The 18,447-nt window shown below is 61.9% G+C and carries 14 protein-coding genes and 1 tRNA gene; 2 read left to right on the forward strand and 13 right to left on the reverse strand.

Annotated elements, in window-relative coordinates:
- Positions 1–67 precede the first annotated feature (67 nt).
- Positions 68–652: a SelL-related redox protein gene (locus tag NZ740_03020; protein ID MCS6770981.1), complete on the forward strand. Its 585-nt coding sequence runs from the start codon at positions 68–70 to the stop codon at positions 650–652.
- A gap of 1 nt (position 653) precedes the next feature.
- Here NZ740_03020 and NZ740_03025 read toward each other — a convergent pair whose 3' ends face one another.
- The 10 genes from NZ740_03025 to argS all read right to left on the reverse strand — a co-directional run bounded on the left by NZ740_03025 (position 654) and on the right by argS (position 14,467).
- A complete protein-coding gene (locus NZ740_03025) occupies positions 654–1,691 on the reverse strand; it encodes a hypothetical protein (GenBank protein ID MCS6770982.1) in 1,038 nt (345 codons plus the stop codon).
- Positions 1,670–3,220, reverse strand: a complete 1,551-nt coding sequence (locus tag NZ740_03030; protein ID MCS6770983.1) for a hypothetical protein — start codon at positions 3,218–3,220, stop codon at positions 1,670–1,672. Before NZ740_03030 ends, NZ740_03025 begins: the two co-directional genes overlap by 22 nt.
- 5 nt (positions 3,221–3,225) lie before the next feature.
- Entirely contained in the window at positions 3,226–4,677 is a 1,452-nt protein-coding gene (locus NZ740_03035) for an MBOAT family protein (GenBank protein MCS6770984.1), read from the reverse strand.
- Positions 4,678–4,683: 6 nt separating this feature from the next.
- A complete protein-coding gene (locus NZ740_03040; GenBank protein MCS6770985.1) occupies positions 4,684–6,789 on the reverse strand; it encodes a LamG domain-containing protein in 2,106 nt (701 codons plus the stop codon).
- 201 nt (positions 6,790–6,990) lie between these two features.
- Positions 6,991–8,499, reverse strand: a complete 1,509-nt coding sequence (locus NZ740_03045; protein ID MCS6770986.1) for a putrescine aminotransferase — start codon at positions 8,497–8,499, stop codon at positions 6,991–6,993.
- A 94-nt stretch (positions 8,500–8,593) separates the two neighbouring features.
- On the reverse strand, positions 8,594–9,637 hold the full coding sequence (locus NZ740_03050) for a spermidine/putrescine ABC transporter substrate-binding protein (GenBank protein ID MCS6770987.1): 1,044 nt from the start codon (positions 9,635–9,637) through the stop codon (positions 8,594–8,596).
- Positions 9,634–10,506, reverse strand: coding sequence for an ABC transporter permease (locus tag NZ740_03055; protein ID MCS6770988.1), 873 nt, complete (start codon positions 10,504–10,506; stop codon positions 9,634–9,636). The genes NZ740_03050 and NZ740_03055 overlap by 4 nt, the downstream gene beginning before the upstream one ends.
- Positions 10,503–11,399, reverse strand: a complete 897-nt coding sequence (locus NZ740_03060) for an ABC transporter permease (protein MCS6770989.1) — start codon at positions 11,397–11,399, stop codon at positions 10,503–10,505. Before NZ740_03060 ends, NZ740_03055 begins: the two co-directional genes overlap by 4 nt.
- Positions 11,400–11,411: 12 nt before the next feature.
- The gene (locus NZ740_03065) at positions 11,412–12,590 is read right to left on the reverse strand and encodes an ABC transporter ATP-binding protein (protein ID MCS6770990.1); all 1,179 of its coding nucleotides are present in this window, start codon (positions 12,588–12,590) and stop codon (positions 11,412–11,414) included.
- 110 nt (positions 12,591–12,700) lie between these two features.
- Positions 12,701–14,467, reverse strand: coding sequence for an arginine--tRNA ligase (gene argS, locus NZ740_03070; protein MCS6770991.1), 1,767 nt, complete (start codon positions 14,465–14,467; stop codon positions 12,701–12,703).
- 172 nt (positions 14,468–14,639) lie between these two features.
- On the opposite strand from argS, the gene NZ740_03075 reads away from it, so the two are divergent.
- The gene (locus NZ740_03075) at positions 14,640–15,335 is read left to right on the forward strand and encodes a DUF2934 domain-containing protein (protein ID MCS6770992.1); all 696 of its coding nucleotides are present in this window, start codon (positions 14,640–14,642) and stop codon (positions 15,333–15,335) included.
- 125 nt (positions 15,336–15,460) lie between these two features.
- On the opposite strand, the gene NZ740_03080 is transcribed toward NZ740_03075, so the two are convergent.
- The 3 genes from NZ740_03080 to hisC all read right to left on the reverse strand — a co-directional run bounded on the left by NZ740_03080 (position 15,461) and on the right by hisC (position 18,434).
- Positions 15,461–15,543: transfer RNA gene (locus tag NZ740_03080), tRNA-Leu, on the reverse strand.
- Positions 15,544–15,655: 112 nt separating this feature from the next.
- Positions 15,656–17,089, reverse strand: a complete 1,434-nt coding sequence (locus tag NZ740_03085) for an MATE family efflux transporter (GenBank protein ID MCS6770993.1) — start codon at positions 17,087–17,089, stop codon at positions 15,656–15,658.
- A gap of 307 nt (positions 17,090–17,396) precedes the next feature.
- Positions 17,397–18,434: a histidinol-phosphate transaminase gene (hisC, locus tag NZ740_03090; protein MCS6770994.1), complete on the reverse strand. Its 1,038-nt coding sequence runs from the start codon at positions 18,432–18,434 to the stop codon at positions 17,397–17,399.
- Positions 18,435–18,447: the final 13 nt, after the last annotated feature.

Raw genomic sequence — 18,447 nt, forward strand, 5'->3', positions numbered from 1 at the left:
TGTAGCTGGGAACGCGGCGGGATCCGGATTCTTGTAAGGATTCAGGCCGGGCTTCCGATGTGCTGATGTGACCACACAACTACATCCGCGGTTAGGGCTTCCGGAAATTTTGCCGGCTTCGGTGCAACTTCTCATGGCGCATGTAGGCGATCCGCAGCGTCATTCCTTGCTTGAAATGACGGCGAGCAAGCCAACGCTGATCGCATTCCTTCGCCATCTCGGCTGCGTATTTTGCCGTCAGATGCTCGGGGATATTCGCGATGCTCGCCAGTTCCTTGAGCAATCGGGGCTGCAGATTGCGCTCGTTCACATGGCCAGCGATCGGCAAGCTGAGCTGGTCTTCAAATTGTATGGCCTCGATGATCTGCCGCGATTTTCCGATCCTGACCGTTCGCTTTATGAAGCGTTCGGACTGCGAAGAGTGACCGTGAGGGAGTTGTTGAGTGCCGATCTTTTCCGGCGGGGTCTGGAGGCCTGCATTCATGACCGCCACTTCATGGGAATTCCGCGCGGAGATCCCATGCAAATGCCTGGCGTATTTGTCGTGGACCGCGGATACATCCGCGCGAAATTCATTCACCAGCATCCGTGGGATCGACCCGACCTTCGCGCCCTCGCCCGTGAGGCCTTAGCGGCGCCCGTCTCGGTTTGAACTACTGGACCGGCAGCGGAACAAACCGCCACGCATCGGCTTCCGTGAATTCGCGGGCTGCGAAGCACCACACGATCGCCTTCTTGACCTTATAAAAATCAGGCGCGCTCCGAATCCGCCGAATCAGGCTGATCCGCGACGTCGTCGCGCCCGATCCTCGAACGCCCAAGACGTCGACCGGTGCGCCGATCCGGGCAGTCAACTGTTCGGGAAGGCCCGAACCTACATCATGCAAGTCGCCGCCCTCGCTGAAGACGAGAACATGGCTGTCGCCCATGAGCAGAATCGGACTAGACGGGTCCGGACGTGGCGGCTGGCCATCGGGCCCAGCCACGCGCCAGACCGGGACGATTTCCCGAGCATCCTCTCCCATGAGCCGACCGAGGTCGCCGGTGATGGAGATTTCGCGTGGTTCGACGGACCAGGCTGATCCACCTTCCTCTGCGGCCGCCAATCCCTTCGCGCGCAGCCAGTCAGCGATTCGCTCGGCGGCGAGGCGGATGCCGATGCCAGTCCAATGTGTATCCGTGCGGCAATACAGGGGGCCTTCCGCGAGCGCCTCAGGGGCGAGGAAGGTCTCGGTCAGGTCCAAGACGTCTACGCCCCTCTCTCGCAGCAACCCGTAGAAGCGGCGGAGCCGCTCCAGCGAGGGGCGTGCTTCATCTCGCGTGCACCCCAACATCGCAGGATAAATGAGAGCCTTTGGCGGCACGGGCACGACGAGCAGCGAAATGTCGACATCCCTAAGCTGGCGATTGAAGTCGTCGATCGGCTCCAGCGGGTCGCGGTGCGCGGGGTTTGCGGCTCGCCCCGCGTCGGCGGCGGCATCGCCCCAGAACTCCCCAGCCGCGAGAAAGCGCAATTCCGATGCGAGGAATAGCCAGCCCGCCTCGCCCCGTAAAGCAGGCGCACCGCCGGCCGTAGCCAAAGCGCTGGCGAAACAATTCGCTTCCTGGGCTGCGGCCCGTGTCTCGCCGAACGACGCAACCCCGACCATGATGGCAGCGGGAATTCGAATCAGGGAAGAGGCTCGACCCATACTGGCTCCGCATCAAAAAATCGATCGTCATCTAACTCGGACCGATTCACACCATCAAGCTGATCCGCCATCTCGGCCCAGCTCCGGACGGCGAATCTCAATCGGTCTCCGGGCCGCAAACGGGCCGCGGCGGCGCGATGGTGGTTGGTCAGGCTCCACGCATAGGCAAGCGCCTCGGCGCCCTCGGCACCCTCGCCTGCGACGTCGACGAGATGGATCGAGGCAATGTGGTCGGCATAGGGAACCCGCTTTGGAGCGGGAATCGCAGAGACGGCAGCCACGGTCGCCGTCCAGACGGCCGGGCTGGGGGGCGGCGGTGTAAATCCAGTATGGCGCGGGGTGCCGAGAACAAACGAAACCGACCGCCAGTCCCCGTGAAAAAGCTCCCGTTCGGCAAACTGCCAGACGACGACCCGTACGCCGGCGAGGCGGTCTCGACCGGCGGCCAGCTCTCGCGCCAGCAGCTCGCGAGTGCCACGGGCACCGGCATCATTCCGGACGATTCGATCGATGGGAAAACCGAGGTGGAAACTCAACTGCTCCGCAAACCCGGCACCCGTCCCCCACCCCAGCGCCTCCTGTGAATAAATGTTGCTGAAACTGTCGCCGAGCAGGAAGACCGGCGATCCAGCGACAGGCCGCCACGCAAAAGGTCCGTCCCGCACGGGCCGAATCTGCTGATCCTGCGGAGCGCCCCATTCAGGCGGCAGGCCATCGCCCAACATCCGCGCGAGATCGCCGATCCCGAAAATGGCTTCCTCGTCCCGCTCGAATCGCTGCGAGCGAGGCGGCGCGAATCCATAGAGCTGTCGAAGGCGGTCTGCCAGGTTGGCTGCCACTCGTTCCATCGCCTCAAACGTCCAATGGGTATCCGCGCGGAGATACAGTGATTCGGGCGGGGAATTCGACCAGGCCGAATCGGGGTCAAAAACGCGGATGTGATCCCGTTCTAGAGCGCGCCAGAATTCGGCAAATTCAGTGCGGCGGATTGGCGTCGCCCTCGCGCGGGGCGCGAGCGTCGTGGCGGCGTAGGCGGTTTTGGGCGGCACCGGGACAAGGATCAGGTCGATCCCGCGGCCCCCGAGGTAAGCGGCAAAATCTCGAATCGCGCTGGCCGCGCGCGCCAGTTGCTCGGCCGGGATTCGATCTGTGAGCGCGGCGACATCGGGCGCGTAGTGCAGCCATCCGTCGGCGCCGAGCACAACGGATTCGTTACCGAGTTTCAGCCACTCCGCTTTGAACCGCTGAAGCGGCGGAACAAGCGTCTTTGTCAGCCACGCCTCCTCGCGCAAGCGGTCTTCGAACGCGTGCAAACCGTCGCGCAAGGCTGCATTCACGCCGAGCCAGCCGCGCGAGCCACCCAGTCCGCTCCAGGCCGAAATGGCTGGTGTCCAAGCGGTACGGACCTCCAGGGCGGAGACGCCGAATAAGGCCGCGAGCATTCCCACGACGAAGACGCGGGCTGCTCCGGGCGCGATTTCCGTCGCTCCGATCCCTCGCTCTCCCAGCTCTCCTCGTGTCGGTTTCATTCCGATCAGAAGATGAAATAAATGAATGGGTTGAATTCCTCGACCGTCATCACGGCGACCGAAAGCGCGCCCAACGCGGCAGCGGCTGCAAGTTTGACCGCCGACAGGCGGCGGGTCCATTCGGTCGACTGCGGCGCATACCAAACCAGAGCGGCCGCCAGGGAGGCGATCGATAGGTAGACCGGGTGCCGGATCACCGCCGCCGCAAGCCATGCCGCGTCGCCGGCACACCGGGCGCCGACAAGGGCGCACAGATAATCGGCGGCGTGCGCGACGCTTTCCGCCCGGAAGAACACCCAGGCAATGCAGACGAGTCCGAACGTGAGTGCGATTCGAAGCGGGCGTGGCAACCGCCGATAGATCGGCTGCTGGCCGAGCGCGCGTTCGACTGCCAGCAGGAGACCGTGTATCGCGCCCCAGACCACGAAAGTCCACGATGCGCCATGCCAAAGTCCTCCGAGCAGCATCACGACGAGCAAATTGATGTACGTCCGGCGCGGGCTGATCCGGTTGCCGCCCAGCGGAATGTACAGGTAATCGCGTAGCCACGCGGACAGCGAAATGTGCCAGCGCCGCCAGAATTCCGTGATGGATTCCGATCGATACGGAGAATCGAAATTTTTGGGAAAGGTGAAGCCCAGGATCAGGCCGAGCCCGATCGCCATGTCCGAATAGCCGCTGAAATCGAAATAAATTTGGAACGCGTACGCTACGAGGCCGAGCCACGCATCGAGCGCATGAAGCTCCGCCGCAGAGAAGGCGGTGTCGGCGACCTTGCCGCACGGATTGGCGAGACAAATTTTTTTCGTCAACCCGATCAAAAACAGTGCGATGCCGCGCGCAGCCTTCTCCCATGTGTGGGTCCGGGCGCGGATCTGATCGGCAAGCTCGTGGTAGCGAATGATCGGGCCCGCGACCAACTGCGGGAAGAGCGCGACATAGCAGGCGAAGTCGATGAAGTGGCGCTGCGGCGCGGCGCGGCCGCGATAGACGTCGATGGTGTAGCTCATCGATTGAAACGTGTAAAAGCTGATGCCGAGCGGCAGGGCCACCTCAAGGACCGCACCGATCGGCTCCAGACCGAGCGCCACAAGTGCAGCGTTGAGAGAATCGACACCAAAATTGAAGTACTTGAAAAAACCCAGCAGGCCGAGGTTCGTAATCACGGAGACGGCGACCAGCGCGCGCTGCCGCCGGCTGCGCGGGCCGCCTGGCTCAAGCAGGGGCAGATCGCCAATCTCAGTAATGGATCGCCATCCAACCAGCGCGCGGCCGCATGCGTAGTCCACCGCGGTGGAGAACAACAGCAGCGCGCAGAAGAGCGGATTGGCCCAGCCATAGAACACGTAGCTCAGCAGAGTCAGCGACAGCGCGCGCAAGCGCCGCGGAGTCAGGGCATAGATCCCCAGGGCGAGCGGCAGAAAATAAAAAAGGAATAGGTGTGAGCTGAAGACCATGTGCGGCTACCGGCTCACGTCCACAAATTCCGGCAGCCCGATCGACTCGATTCCGATGAGCCGCCGTTCCGACTCTAGGGGCGGGTTCTCCTCCACTCGTTGCACGCGCAAGACCACGGGCTCGCCTTTTTGCGGGATGGCGTCCGGAACGACTGCGGCGTCTAGGATGACCCAGTGGTAAACGTGAATGCGCTGGGATCCGTCCACCGGTGACTCGGCGGCGTCCAATTCATACTCGCAAAGCGCGAGCGCACGCCGGTAGGGTGCAATTTCTCGGGGGTCCGGAACCGGCGTCGCCTCCACGAGGCGCGCGCGGAATTCGAGCGTCCTAGGCTCCAGTCGACCCGCAGTGCGGATTCGATTGAGCTCAAATCGGCGCGTGGCCTCCTCCGGGCCGACGAATCGGCTCCAGATCGCGACGCCGTCGATTTCGCCGTCCCACGTCCGATCGTGGGACGATTCATCGCCAAAGCGGAGATCCATGATGTCCCATGTATCGAAACTCCCTCGAATCCGCTGCGGAACCTTGTAGGGTCGGCCGTCGAGATATGCCGCGAGTTCGCCGTCCTGATAGCTGACGATGACGTGGATTCTCCTGCCCGGCTCGATGCGGCCAAGATCCGTTTGAGAGTCATTCGCCGTCCCGTCGCTTCCCGTTTCGGGAGTCCGAAGCCGCAAGACCAATCGATCTCGTTCTTGGCCAAGCATGAAATTGGCCTCGCCGATCCGCTTCGACAGCGCAATGATGCGCGCTGGTCCAGTCAAGGCCGCCGATCTCGGCAGAAGGGTTGCCTCAATCGTCAGTTCATTGGAGCGCCTGCACGCCTCGACGATTCGCGGCCCCGCGTTGGGAGCCACGAACGACCCTTTTCGGATGTCCATTCCGTGGAATGGCGACCAACGCGCACCGCGGAGTGGCTCCACCGTGCACTCTGTGCGCCCGCCCCGGCCGTCGGCGACCTCGTTCCGGACGTTGGCATGTGACCAGACGAAGACGAGCCCCTCCTCCGTCCCGGGCCATCTTGTGTCTAGCTCTGGCTGCACGATCTCACGAGACGAGGGCGCGAACACGGTGGAGGGCACTTCGCTGGTCTCTCCGCCCGCAACCCAGAGATCGGGCGCGTAATCGCCGACTTCGTTTTCAGTCACTCGCGCCCACGCCTCGATTGAGGAAAGGCGTTCATCGAAGCGTCCAACCCAAACCTCGACATGCTGGGCGCCCCCTCGGACGCTTAGGCGGCCGCCTTCAGTGTTGTAGGGGCCGGTGGCGACGAGGAAGCGCACATGGTTACTCCAGCGCGGGTGATACATCTTCCGGCCTGCGCCGTTCGGAATGGTGTTGATCGGCACGCGCCAGCGCATCCGCCCGTCCGGACTGTGCAGGAACAGATTTCGGTGCGCGCCGTCAAAGATCCATAGGATGTAACTGTTGTCCGGCGCCAGCGAAGTCCAGCAACCTCGCCCCATCATTTCGGCGCGCCGGTTTGCGGCGTTGATGATCATGCCCCGCGGCCACGGGAACATTCCGCCGATCCGGGTTCCATCTCGCGAGATGTGTACGCTGTCCAGGCTGACGTCACCGCCGTTCCAAACCTCTTCGACGCGGGAGGGATCACCGACGGGATGTCGGACGATTCGACGATAGGGCGCATCTTCGTTGCGCGATCGGTCCACGGCGGCGTACAGCCAGTCGACGCCCGTGCGGGGATCCCGCCAGACCGCGAGTGCGAAGCCAGCGCCGATCCGAACCGGCGCGCCGCCAGTCCATGCAACGCGATGGATCGAGTCGTCGCGGCGACGGCTGAAGACGACGTAGTCTCCGCCCGGCGCGATCAAAGGTTTGTTGATCTGATCGATCGCCGGCACGAGTTCGCAAATCCGCCCGGTCTCGGTATCGAACGCCATGAGCGCATGTTGGCGTCCAGACTGGTGGAGGTCCTCGCCTGACCCGCGGTCCTGAACCCACACAACGCGAGCGGGCGCACCGACCACGTCGCGCAGTGTTCGAACCACGGCCGGACTCGCAGGCAACACCGCCTCCGGGTTTGCCGAGCAACCCGTGACTCCCAGGCACACGAAGCACATTCCCACAAAATTCCGCACGTCCTTCACGATAGCGCATCAGACGCCGACGAGGGCGAAAATGTTCACGCCGGTGGGCGGATCTTGAGCGTTCGTCGAGCTGCCCGGCACAGTACAACCAACGCTCACGAGGTTGATCCGCAGCACTAAGCGGCGAGCGGAATTTCGGCCCTGCGAGTTCGGCGCAAAGGCTCTGCTGCTCGAATTCGGGCCGAATCGGACGACACCACGTTATGCCGAGGGTCCGGGCGTGGCGGAGGATCGGGATTCCTTCATCGCCTTCTCGCGCGATTTTGCGTCGAGTGTTTTGTCGAGTTCTTCGAGCGTCTCGTGGAGCCGGGCGAGCATTTTTTCGAGCAGGTCGTAGCTGATGTTCAGGGCCGGCTCGATGCGGATGGTCCGCGCCCCGAGCAGGGTGCCGGCAACGAGAACGCCGCGTTTGAACAGCCCGGCGGCCACTTTGTAGCCCACGTTCTTGTCGTGAAACTCGATGCCGAGCAGGAGTCCCTTGCCGTTGATGGAGCGAATGATGTCGGGGTAAAGGGCATGGAGAGCGCGGAGCCGTTTCATGAGGAATTCTCCCTTTTCTGCCGCCTGGCGGGGGAGATCCTCCTCGAGCATCACATTGATGGCGGCGATTCCGGCGGCGCACGCGAGCGGGTTGCCGCCAAATGTCGAGCTGTGCAGGAACGGATTATCCTCCAGAACCTTCCAAATTTTGGGCGTGCTCATAAAGGCGCTAAGCGGCATAACCCCGCCGCCGAGCGCCTTGCCGAGGCATAGGATATCCGGCACCACGTTCCACAATTCACAGGCGAAATTCCGGCCGCAGCGGCCCATGCCGGTCTGCACTTCGTCGAGGATCAGCAGAATTTTGTAGTGGTCGCAGAGCTCGCGCACGCGGGGCAGGTAATCGTCGGGCGGGGCGATCGCGCCGGCCTCTCCCTGTACCGGCTCGAGGATGATCGCTGCAATTTCCTCACCCAACGCTTCGAGTTTGCGCAGCTCCCGCTCGAGATCCCGGATATCGCCATAGTCCACGAAAAAGACGTCCTCCAGCAGAGGGGCAAACGGTTTGCGATAGACCGCCTTGCCCATGACCGAGAGCGACCCCATAGATTTTCCGTGGAATCCGCCGGTCGCCGCAATAAAGCCTGGTTTCTTGGTGTAGAGCCGCGCGAGCTTCAGCGCGCCCTCGACGGCGTCGGTGCCGTTGTTGATGAAGAAGCAATCCTGGATGTCGCCGGGTGCCAGTTCACCAAGTAGCTCGGCCAGGTATCCACGCAGCGGATCGAGTAGCTCCTGGGAACTGAGCGGCATGCGTTCCAATTGGGCACGGACCGCTTGGACGATTTTCGGGTGGCGGATGCCCATGTTGTAGACGCCGAATCCGCCGAGGCAGTCGATGAACTTGCGGCCCATGAGGTCCTCGATGATCGAGCCTTGGCCGGTCCATTCGATGGCAGCGAAATCTTCCGCCTCCGCTACGGACTTTCTGTAGTGAAGGAATCCGCGATTGAAATAGTCGTCAAAGTTTTCGAGCGTCTTGCGGAGGATGTTTTGTTTCTCGTCGGGCGAAAAGTCGCTGCCGCAAATGAGATGCAAATATTCGGACGATTTGCGGTAGACGAGCTCCGCTTTCGACGGGGCCCCTCCGGCTGTCGGACCGCCGGCCGGCGCGGGCTCCAACAGTCCGGCACCGCTGCGGTCCGGACCGCTCTGGTTGGTTTCGACCATCATCGCGCCCTCCAGCGCTCATATAAAGATACTCCCGAATCGCCGGATTACCAAGCCGAATCGGGGAAGGCGGCGCGGCTTTGGCAGGAGGCGTGGGTTACTGCGCTTTAATTTCTGTCCAAAGCTGGTCGTAGAGGACCGCCGCGTCCCCGACATCGCGAAGGAATTCGCAGCGGTCGATAATTTCCTCCGGCGGATAGACGGCTTCATCCGCGAGAATTGCCGGATCGATCCATTTCTTTGCAGATTTGTTCGCGCTGGCGTAACGGACCGCGTTGACAATCCGGGCGTTGATTTCCGGTTCCATGACGAACGACATAAAGGCATGCGCGTTCTCGACGTTGCGCGCCTTCTTCGGGATGCAGAGGCTGTCCATCCAAATCACCGCGCCCTCGACTGGCACGGCGTATCCGAGCCGGTCCGGCTGGGCGGCAACGACGCTGGCGAGCTGGCCATTGTACCCGTGGGCGAGATCCACATCACCGGCGGCCAGGATGTTATGGAAGTCGCCGCTGTTATAGGTCTTTACCAGGCGTTTCTGGCGCTTAAGGAGATCTGCCGCCTGGCGGAGGGCATCCGGATCCGTTTCATTCGCTGAACGGCCCAGATACTTCAATGCGACGGCGAATACCTCACGGACGTCGTCGAGCATCAGGATGCGACCCGCGTTAGCCTCATCGAACAGGGCGGCCCACGAGTGGACGCCCTCGGGGAATTTCTGCTTGTTGTAGCCGATGCCGGTGGTGCCCCAGAAATACGGCATCGAATAGCGGTTGTCGGGATCGAACGGTTTATTCAGGAATTTGGCGTCGAGATGGCTCCACGTTGAGATTCGGCTTTTGTCGATTTCCTTCAACAGTCCCTCCGCGATCATGATCTGGACCATGTAGTCGGAGGGCACGACCAGGTCGTAGTCGGCCACGCCGGACTGGAGCTTTTCGAGCAGCGCTTCGTTAGAGTCGTAGGTGTCGTACCGCACGCGGACTCCCGTGCGCTTCTCAAACTCCTGAATGATTTCATCGGGCAGGTATTCCGACCAGATAAAGATGTTGAGGACATTTCCGCCGCGCCCGCCGCACCCGGACGCCAACGCCAGCGCTCCCGCCATCAACACTGCCCGAACGATCGACCGCCTTATCATCTCGTTCCTCCTTCTTTCGACGGATCCCGTTGGAGTCGTTGAGATAGGATGATCATAACAATCGTTGCGCCGAGGAGCAATGCACTCACCGCATTCACCTCCGGCGTCACACCGACCTTGATCATCGAATAAATCTGCAAGGGTAACGTGGTGGCCCCGACGCCCGCGACGAAGGAGCTGACGACGTAGTCATCGATGGAAATGGTGAACACGAGCAGGGCCCCGGCGATGATACCCGGCAGGATCAGCGGCAGCGTGACCCGCAAAAAGGTTTGGACGGGCCCCGCACCGAGGTCCATCGCTGCTTCCTCAAGCGAACGGTCAAACCCCGCCAGGCGCGCGCGGACGACGATCGCGACATACGAGATGCTGAATGCAATGTGCGAGATGATGACGGTCCAGATGCTCAACCGAAATTGGATCGCCCCGAAAAAGGTCACCAGCGCCGCGCCGAAGACGATTTCGGGAATAATGATGGGCAGGAAGAGAGCCGCTTGCGTGGCGTGTTTGCCTCGAAACGAGTACCGGCTCAGGGCCAGGGCTGCAAGCGTCCCGAAAATGGTCGACACAACCGTAGCCGCGCTTGCGACGATCAGGCTGTTCTTCAGCGCGGCGAGAATCTGCTGGTTCTCCCCCAGCCGGACATACCACTGGAGTGTGAAACCCTCCCAGCGCGCCGTCTGCCGGCCTGCGTTGAAGGAAAACACGATCAGAATCAAAATTGGCGCATACAAAAACACGTATACGAGGGCTGAATGCAGGCCCAGCAGCACGCGCTCCCACGCAAACGGTGCAGCCGCCTGCATTTCCGGCTCCCGTGGGTTTGCCCACTTGCAGTCGGCGGCCCGTGTTTGCGCGCCTCTGCTCACCACAATGCCTCCTGACCCTTGCGTTTCGACCACCACGCGTAGGCGAAGAGCATCAGAAGCACCACGGCCATCAGCTCAAACGCGATCGCCGCGCCAAACGGCCGGTTCCGGGCAATAGCAAACTGGTTCTGAATCAGATTCCCGACCAGCATGCTCTTCGCGCCGCCAAGCAGGTCGGACACCACAAATTGCCCAATGCTCGGAATGAACACGAGGACTGTCCCCGCAACGATCCCGGGCATCGTCAGCGGCACTGTGACGCGCCAGAAGGTGGATACATGGTTCGCGCCGAGGTCGCTGGACGCCTCCAGCAGCGTCAGGTCGAGCTTCTCCAGCGAGGCATACAGCGGGAGAATCATGAAGGGGAGTTCCCCGTAGACCAGCCCGACCATCACCGCAAACTCGTTGTAGAGCAGGTCAAGCGGCTCGGAAATCAACCCAGCGCCGAGCAGGAGGTTGTTCACGAGGCCTTCCGTGCGGAGGATCAGCATCCACGCATAGGTGCGAATCAGGAAACTGGTCCAGAACGGGATGACGACGAGCGCCAGAAGGACGTTCTTCCAGCGCGGCGGCGCGACGATCGCGATGTAATAGGCGATGGGATAGCTGATCAGAAGACACAACACCGTCGTCACAACCGCCATCCAGAACGAGCGCCAGTAAATCGGCCAGTAGAGCGGATCGAGCGACCGAATGTAATTGTGGAGAAACTCGCCGGAGAGAAGGTAGGCGCCCAGGTCGTCGATCGGCTTGAGCCCGCCATAGGTACCGCGCATCCCGAAGCTGACGACAAACATCACCGCGAGGGGCAGCAGGAAAAATATTCCGAGAAACAACCACGCCGGCGCGATCAGCAGGTACGGCGATCTTTTGTCTTCGTGGGCGGAGTGCATGCGCGGACGAACCTACTTCGCCGATGTCGCCGCCGGTACAGGGGCGCCCTGCTGCGGATTTGCGGCTGCCTGACACGCGCTCAACGCCGGCGACTCCGCCTTCTGCAGCACCACGGTGTCTCGCGGATTCCAACTCATGAATGCGCGTCCGCCCACGCGGAAGCGGCTGCTCTCCTGAAAGGGGCGATCGTTTTGCTCATAAATGATGTAGCGCTCGCCCTGGTCGTCGCGGACGATCCACACCGTGTTCACCCCTTGATAAACGCGGTCCTCGATGGTCACCTCGATGCTGACCTCGCCATCCGCTGTCCCTGATTTCGTCCGGAGGTCCAGCTTTTCGGGCCGCACGACGAACCGCACCGTGTCGTTCGGACGCCACGCGTCAGAATTCGTCTTCACCCGGATGTCCGAATCGGTTCTCGCGCCAATGAACATCAGCCCTTCCGCGATCGATTTGACGACGCCCGTAAAGAAATTTGGCGCGCCCATGAACTGTGCAACGAATTCCGTCTTCGGATACTCAAAGACCTGATGCGACGCGTCAATTTGTTCGACACGCCCCTGATTCATCACCGCGATGCGGTCGCTCATCGTAAGCGCTTCCTCCTGGTCGTGCGTCACGAACACGAAGGTCAGCCCAAGCGACTTCTGAAGATTTTTCAGTTCAAGCTGGACCTCTTTGCGCAATTTCTGGTCCAGCGCCGCGAGCGGCTCATCGAGCAGCAGCACCTCCGGCTCCATCGCCAGCGCGCGGGCTAGCGCGACGCGCTGCCGCTGCCCCCCGCTCAACTGCGACGGCGATCGGCGCTCAAATCCTTCGAGACGGACCAGCGCCAGGCATTCTTGTGCCTTCTTTCTCGCGGCGGAATCCGTCAATCCTTTGTAGCGGAGCCCGAACATCACGTTTTCCAGCACATTCAGGTGCGGAAAGAGGGCGTACGATTGGAACACCATGTTGACCGGCCGCTTGTAAGGAGGCAGGCGGGTCACGTCGCGGTCTCCGATGCGGATTGTCCCCTCCGTTGGAAATTCAAAACCACCGATCATCCGCAACAAGGTGGTCTTGCCGCAACCGCTCGGGCCGAGCAGCGAGAAGAATTCGCCCTTCTCGATCCGTAGCGAAACGCGATCCACGGCGACGAAGTCGCCGAATCGCTTGGTCACATTGCAAATCTCGACGCTGTTCGACATAGCAGCCCCGTGCGAAGGGCTAGAGTGGCGACGCGCCGGAAAATTTCAATCCCGGACGTGATCCAGGGCAAGCCTTTGCCAGCGGCGCGCCCACCGGCTATACAGAATTTTCAGATGCGCTCCGGCGCCTCAATCCCGAGGAGATCCAGGCCCTGCTTCAAGATCCGCGCCGTCAGGTCGCATAAACGCACTCGGCTCTCCCGGACGCCCTCCGGCGCCTTCAGGAACGGAACGGTCTGGTAGAACGTGCTGTACACCTGCGCCAGGTCGAAGAGGTATTCGCACAATAAGTTGGGCCGATATGTGGCAGCCGCCCGCACCACGACATCCGGAAAGCGGATGAGTCTCCGCGCCAGACGCTTTTCCGTCTCCTCCCCGAGGACGATCGGGGTCCCGAGGTAATTCCCGCGCGGAAACTGATCGGCGTATTTATCGCGGACACTCGCGATCCGCGCGTGGGCATACTGCAAATACGGAGCGGAATTGCCATCCAATGCGAGCGCCTTGTCCCACGTGAAGGTCACGAGGCTTTGCGGGTTTTGGCTTAGGTCGGCGTATTTCACCGCGCCAATCCCGACGGCCCGCGCAACCTCGCGCTGCGCCTCCGGCGGCATCTCAGGGCTGCTCTCGCGTACGATCGCAAGTGCGCGCGACTCCGCCTCATCCAGGAGCCGCTCCAGCTTGATCACGTTTCCCTGTCGCGTGGAAAACGTACCCTCCGGCAAACGCATCAGGCCAAACCACACGTGGATCAGCGGTGTCTGCACCCCGAGCCGGCGCGCGACAGCGAACACCTGTTTGAAGTGCAGCTGCTGCCGCTCGTCCGTCACATAGATGATTGCATCCGGCGCAAACTCTTCGACGCGGCTTAGAATCGTCGCGATGTCCGTCGTTGCATAGTTATAACCGCCGTCGCTCTTGCGTACGATGCATACGGGCAGTTTTTCCTCCTCCAGCCGGACGACCAACGCGCCCTCGCTCTCTTCCGCAATCCCGCGGGCAAGCAGCATTTCGATTAGTGAGGGGATCCGGTCGTTGTACCAGCTCTCGCCGCGATACAAATCGAACTGCACGCCGAGGCGTCGGTAGATGGTGTCGAATTCCCGCACGCTCAGCTCAACGAACCGGCTCCACAGGGCGCGATTTTCGGGATCGCCCTGCTGCAGCTTCACTAGCTCCGCTCGAGCCGCGTTCAGCCAGGCCTCGTCCTGCTGCGAACGCTCATAGCTTTTCACGTAAATTCGCTCCAGCTCGTCGATCGGGTCCGCCTCCAGTGCCGCGGGGTCCGCAAAATGGCGGTAGCCAAGGATCAACAGCCCGAATTGCGTGCCCCAGTCGCCCAAATGATTGTCCGCAATCACGCGGTAGCCGAGATAACGATGCAGGCGATCGATGGCGTTCCCGATCACGGTGGAGCGGATATGGCCGATGTGCATCGGCTTGGCGACGTTCGGACTGGAATAATCAATCACGATCGTGCGCCCTTCGCCTAACATCGGCACATGCAACCTTGGATCCATCTGCATCCGTTCGAGGCGCCGGGCAAGGGCGCCATCGTCGAGGAAAAAATTGATGAAGCCGGGCCCCGCCACCTCCGCCCGAGCGACGTCCGGCGGCAGCGCAGCGCCGGCCAGCAGACGCCCTGCCACGTCGCGCGGCGACATTCGCAGCCGTTTGCCCGCCGCCATCGCCGCATTGCACTGATAATCTCCAAACGACTCCTCCGCCGTCGGCAGCACGTCCAGCGCCACGCCACCGAAATCCACACCGGGAAACATCTCCCGGAATCTCGCTCGAACCCACGCCGACAACGAGGCCTCAAGGCTCTCCTGCTTCGCCCCGCTTCCGCTCCCATCCGCGCTAAGTTGGTCGCTCATCCGTCCATCCCTTATCTGAAATCCTAAAAAAGCTGTTATCGTGTCGCTCCTGGAAGACCGTTCAAAGAAAAAATGAACACTAAAACGGTTGCAAACGCGCACCTTGCCTCTATAGTGCGCGGTTTATCGATTCCAAACGCGTTGTATCGCGTTGAGATAAGGAGAAATTTCCATGGCTGAAACACCGAAGAAAAAGTCGGCCTCGGCAAAGAAGGCGGCGAAGGTTCCGTCCGCCCGAGCGGTCGCGGCGGCCGCGGCCGCCGCCGAGTCAAAGGGCGAGTCGGCCCCCGCGGCAGTCAAGACAGCGGTCGCATCCGCGGCGCCAAAGGCCGAAGCCGCCAAACCTGCGGCCAAACCCGAATCAGCCGCCAAAAAACCAGCTCCTGCAAAGACGGAACCACCGGCACCAGCCCCTGCGAAGACGGAGGCGCCCGCGGCCGCCAAAGCTGAGCCTCCCGCTCCGGCCAAAACGGAGGCGCCTGTACCCCCGAAAGCGGAGGCTCCCGCCGCTCCCAAGGCTGCACAAGTGGCTAAGTCGGAGCCGGTTGCCCCGAAAAAACCCGAACCCGTAGCTGCGGCCGCACCGCAGCCAGTTTCTAAGCCGGCTGCGCCGGCAACGGCTCCGGTGCCCGAGGCTAAACCAGCAGCTCCGGCCACGCCGCCCTCGCAACCCGCGCCGGCGAAAGCTGCTCCGGCCCCGACCAAGCCGGTGATCATCACTGCTGAAGAGCGTCGCCGAATGATCGAGCAGGCCGCCTACTTCCGCGCGGAACGGCACGGCTTCCAAGGCGACCCGGCCGAACACTGGGCCGCGGCCGAGGCGGAGATCGACGCGGAACTCAAGCGCAAAGGCGTGACTGTCGTCTGAACGGGCGCGTCCCGTTTGGGCCGATTTTAGCGCCATGGATTCTGCGCGGCGGCGATTGATTCGGCACGCCTGGACCTTTTTGGGGCCCGCTTCCCGAAAAAAATTCAAGACTAATCCTTGAAGAGTGCCCGGGGCGGGACTCGAACCCGCACGGCCTTTCGGCCAAGGGATTTTAAGTCCCTTGTGTCTGCCATTTCACCACCCGGGCCCTATCGCGAACCTTAGAGCACAACGCGAACGCTGTGCAACTTCGGTTTTGGGCCGACATGCCAAAAAACGCGAGCCCGGCCCAATCCCCGTCATTCGCCAAGCCGCCGACCTTAATCGGAAATCACGCGCGCATCCTGTCCGATATTCACCGGCGGGAGGGGCATTTGCCGGTCCACCACAACAATGTTTCTCCAGGTCCCACGCGCAAAACGCAGATAAAACCCTACCGACAGCACTGCGATCACCGCCGCCAGAAATGCCCACGCCCCCAGAATGCCGCCACCCAGCACCTCAATGACGAACCATGTGCCGGGGACAAAGAGGCACCAGGCCATCGCCACGGAATACCACATCACAAACCGCGTGTCGCCCGCCCCCTTCAGCGCCCCGGACAAGATGATATTGACCGCATCCAACAAACCCCACATCGCCATCAGGATCAGCAGCGGCCGCCCGACCGTCAGCAATTCCTCGAGGGTAAAGCCTCCGCCACCACGTTCTGAAAACAGCCAGAAATACTCCCGTGGAAACGCCACATAGGTCGCGCCTATCACCGCCATGTACATCAATCCTACCTTGAGCGATGTCCAACCCGCTTTCTCCGCGAGGTCCGAACGTCCGCGACCCTGATATTGTCCCACGAGTGTCGATGCAGCGATGCTGATGCCCAGCAGCGGCATGAACGCAAGCGTGTTGATGCTCAGCGCGATGTTGCTCGCCGCAAGCGACAGCGGCCCGAGCCGTCCGGTTAGGAGAACGAAAATTGAGAAGGACGCCACATCGAGCACCATCTGCACACCTGCCGGAGCGCCAAATCGGATCAGTTTGGCAAAAAGGGCGCGGTCTGGTCGCCATTCCCGCCGCGTGTGAAATTCTGCGTCCAGTCGCCGGGACAAATACGCGGCACCGAGCACGATCGAAGGCACAAAGCCTGCTATCACCGTTGCAATTGCCGCGCCGCGGATTCCCATCTCCGGGAAGCCCCATCGCCCGAAGATCAGCGCGTAATCCAGCACAATATTCACCGCATTTCCCGCGACCTGCGCGTACATGTTGGTGAGCGTGTCTCCGCGGCCCGTAAAAAAACCGCTGATCGCCGCGCCGAAGGGAATGCTCACGCCGCCCGCCATCAGGATCGTGAAATACTCCAGCTCCAGTGCAACAACCTCGGGGCCGTGATCCGCCCATCGCAGCAGGGCATGTCCGGCTGGAATCAGCGCCAAAATCAGCGGCCACGAAAGTAGCGACGCCCAGAGGCCCTGCGCGGTCGCCCGCGCACACGCCGGACGGTCGCCCGCTCCGTAATAATGGGCGACCAAGGTGTTGGTGTAGCCCGCCAGCGCCATAAACCCCGAGCACAGCGTGAATGCCAGCAAGCCGGCCGGCAGCGCCGCCTGGATCGCGGCCGAGCTGTATTGCGCGAGAAACACGCGATCGATGAACTGCATCGCGGAGAAGGACGCTGTGCTGATAATCAGCGGCATCGCGATCCGGACCACCTCGCGATATCCGGCGGGTACAGGCGCTGTGGATGTTTCAGCCACAATCGCGGCACTTTAGCCGATCCACAAGCCAAGCTCAAAGGCCTGTGGCTTCATGCAGATATACTTCCGCGTGTAGTCCATCGCTCTGACCGCTGCGGAATCCTGGCCTACCCAGCGCGCAAAAGGCCCTCAATTTCCATCCTTTGTAAAAAACCGGCTAAGCCGTTTCCATCGTCTGTAAAAACGATCCCCAATCTCTTCCTTCCAGTGTACAAAAGGGGCAAATTCTCGTCGTAGGAAGCGAAGGCGACTCAAAGGGCCGCCGCCACTGCAACTGCACGCGGGGGTCGAGCGTAGTCCCGGCCGGTCACGCGCGGAGCGCGGCGAGGAGCGCGTCCATCTGTTCGTCGGTTCCGATAGTGATGCGCAGGTACTCGCCGGTGCGCGGCCCGGGAAAGTGGCGGACCAGGATATTTCGGGCGCGAAGTTTAGCGAATATTCCGGCCGCGTCGCCACCGGGCGGCCGTGCGAAGAGGAAATTGGCCGCAGAGGGCAGAACCTTCCATCCGAGGGCAGCGAGCGCGTCGGCCACTCGCCCGCGTGTGGCGATGATCCGGTCGGCGTTAGCGCGCATCCACGCCTGGTCGCGGACGGCCTCAATGCCGAGGCGCTGGGCAATGGCGTCGATATTGTAAGAATCCTTGATCTTGAAGAGGGCCTCGATCAGCGGGCGAGGTCCAATCGCGTATCCGAGGCGCAGGCCCGCGAGCGAATAGGATTTCGAGAACGAGCGGGTAACGAGCACGTTGGGAAGCCGCAGGGCGAGATCCGCGAACGATTCGGGCGCGAAATCGACATAGGCCTCGTCGAGAACGACTACGCCCGGAACGGCTCGGCAGATGGCCTCAATCTCGGGCCGGGGATAGGCCAGACCGGTTGGCGCGTTAGGCACGGTGACAAACATTAGGGAGACAGACCTAAGCCCCATGACTTCGATGGGAGGAAGGCGGAACTCGTTAGTGAGTGGGATCGCGCGCGCGGGCGTGTCCGCGATAGCGGCGAGCACAGGATAGAGCGAATAGGAAGGGTCGAACCACGCGATCTCGCCCTGCGGCTCCACAAAGGCGCGAGTGCACAGCGCAAGAATTTCATCGGAGCCATTTCCCGCAAAGACATTTTCCGGCGCACAGCCGTGAAGGTGGGCGATTTCGGCGCGCAGGTCGGCGGCGAGGGGGTCCGGATACAGACGAAGGCCTTCCGCGGCAATCTGGCGGAGCGCCTCGGCGACGCGGGGGGATGGCGGGTATGGGTTTTCGTTCGTGTTGAGTTTGATAAGGCCGGGCACCCGCGGCTGCTCGCCCGGCGTGTAGGGCTGCAACTTTGAAACCGAGGCGCGTATTCCCATAGAGCGCTTTTCC

It is taken from the genome of Kiritimatiellia bacterium (assembly GCA_025054615.1).
Classification (GTDB): Bacteria; Verrucomicrobiota; Kiritimatiellia; order CAIVKH01; family CAIVKH01; genus JANWZO01.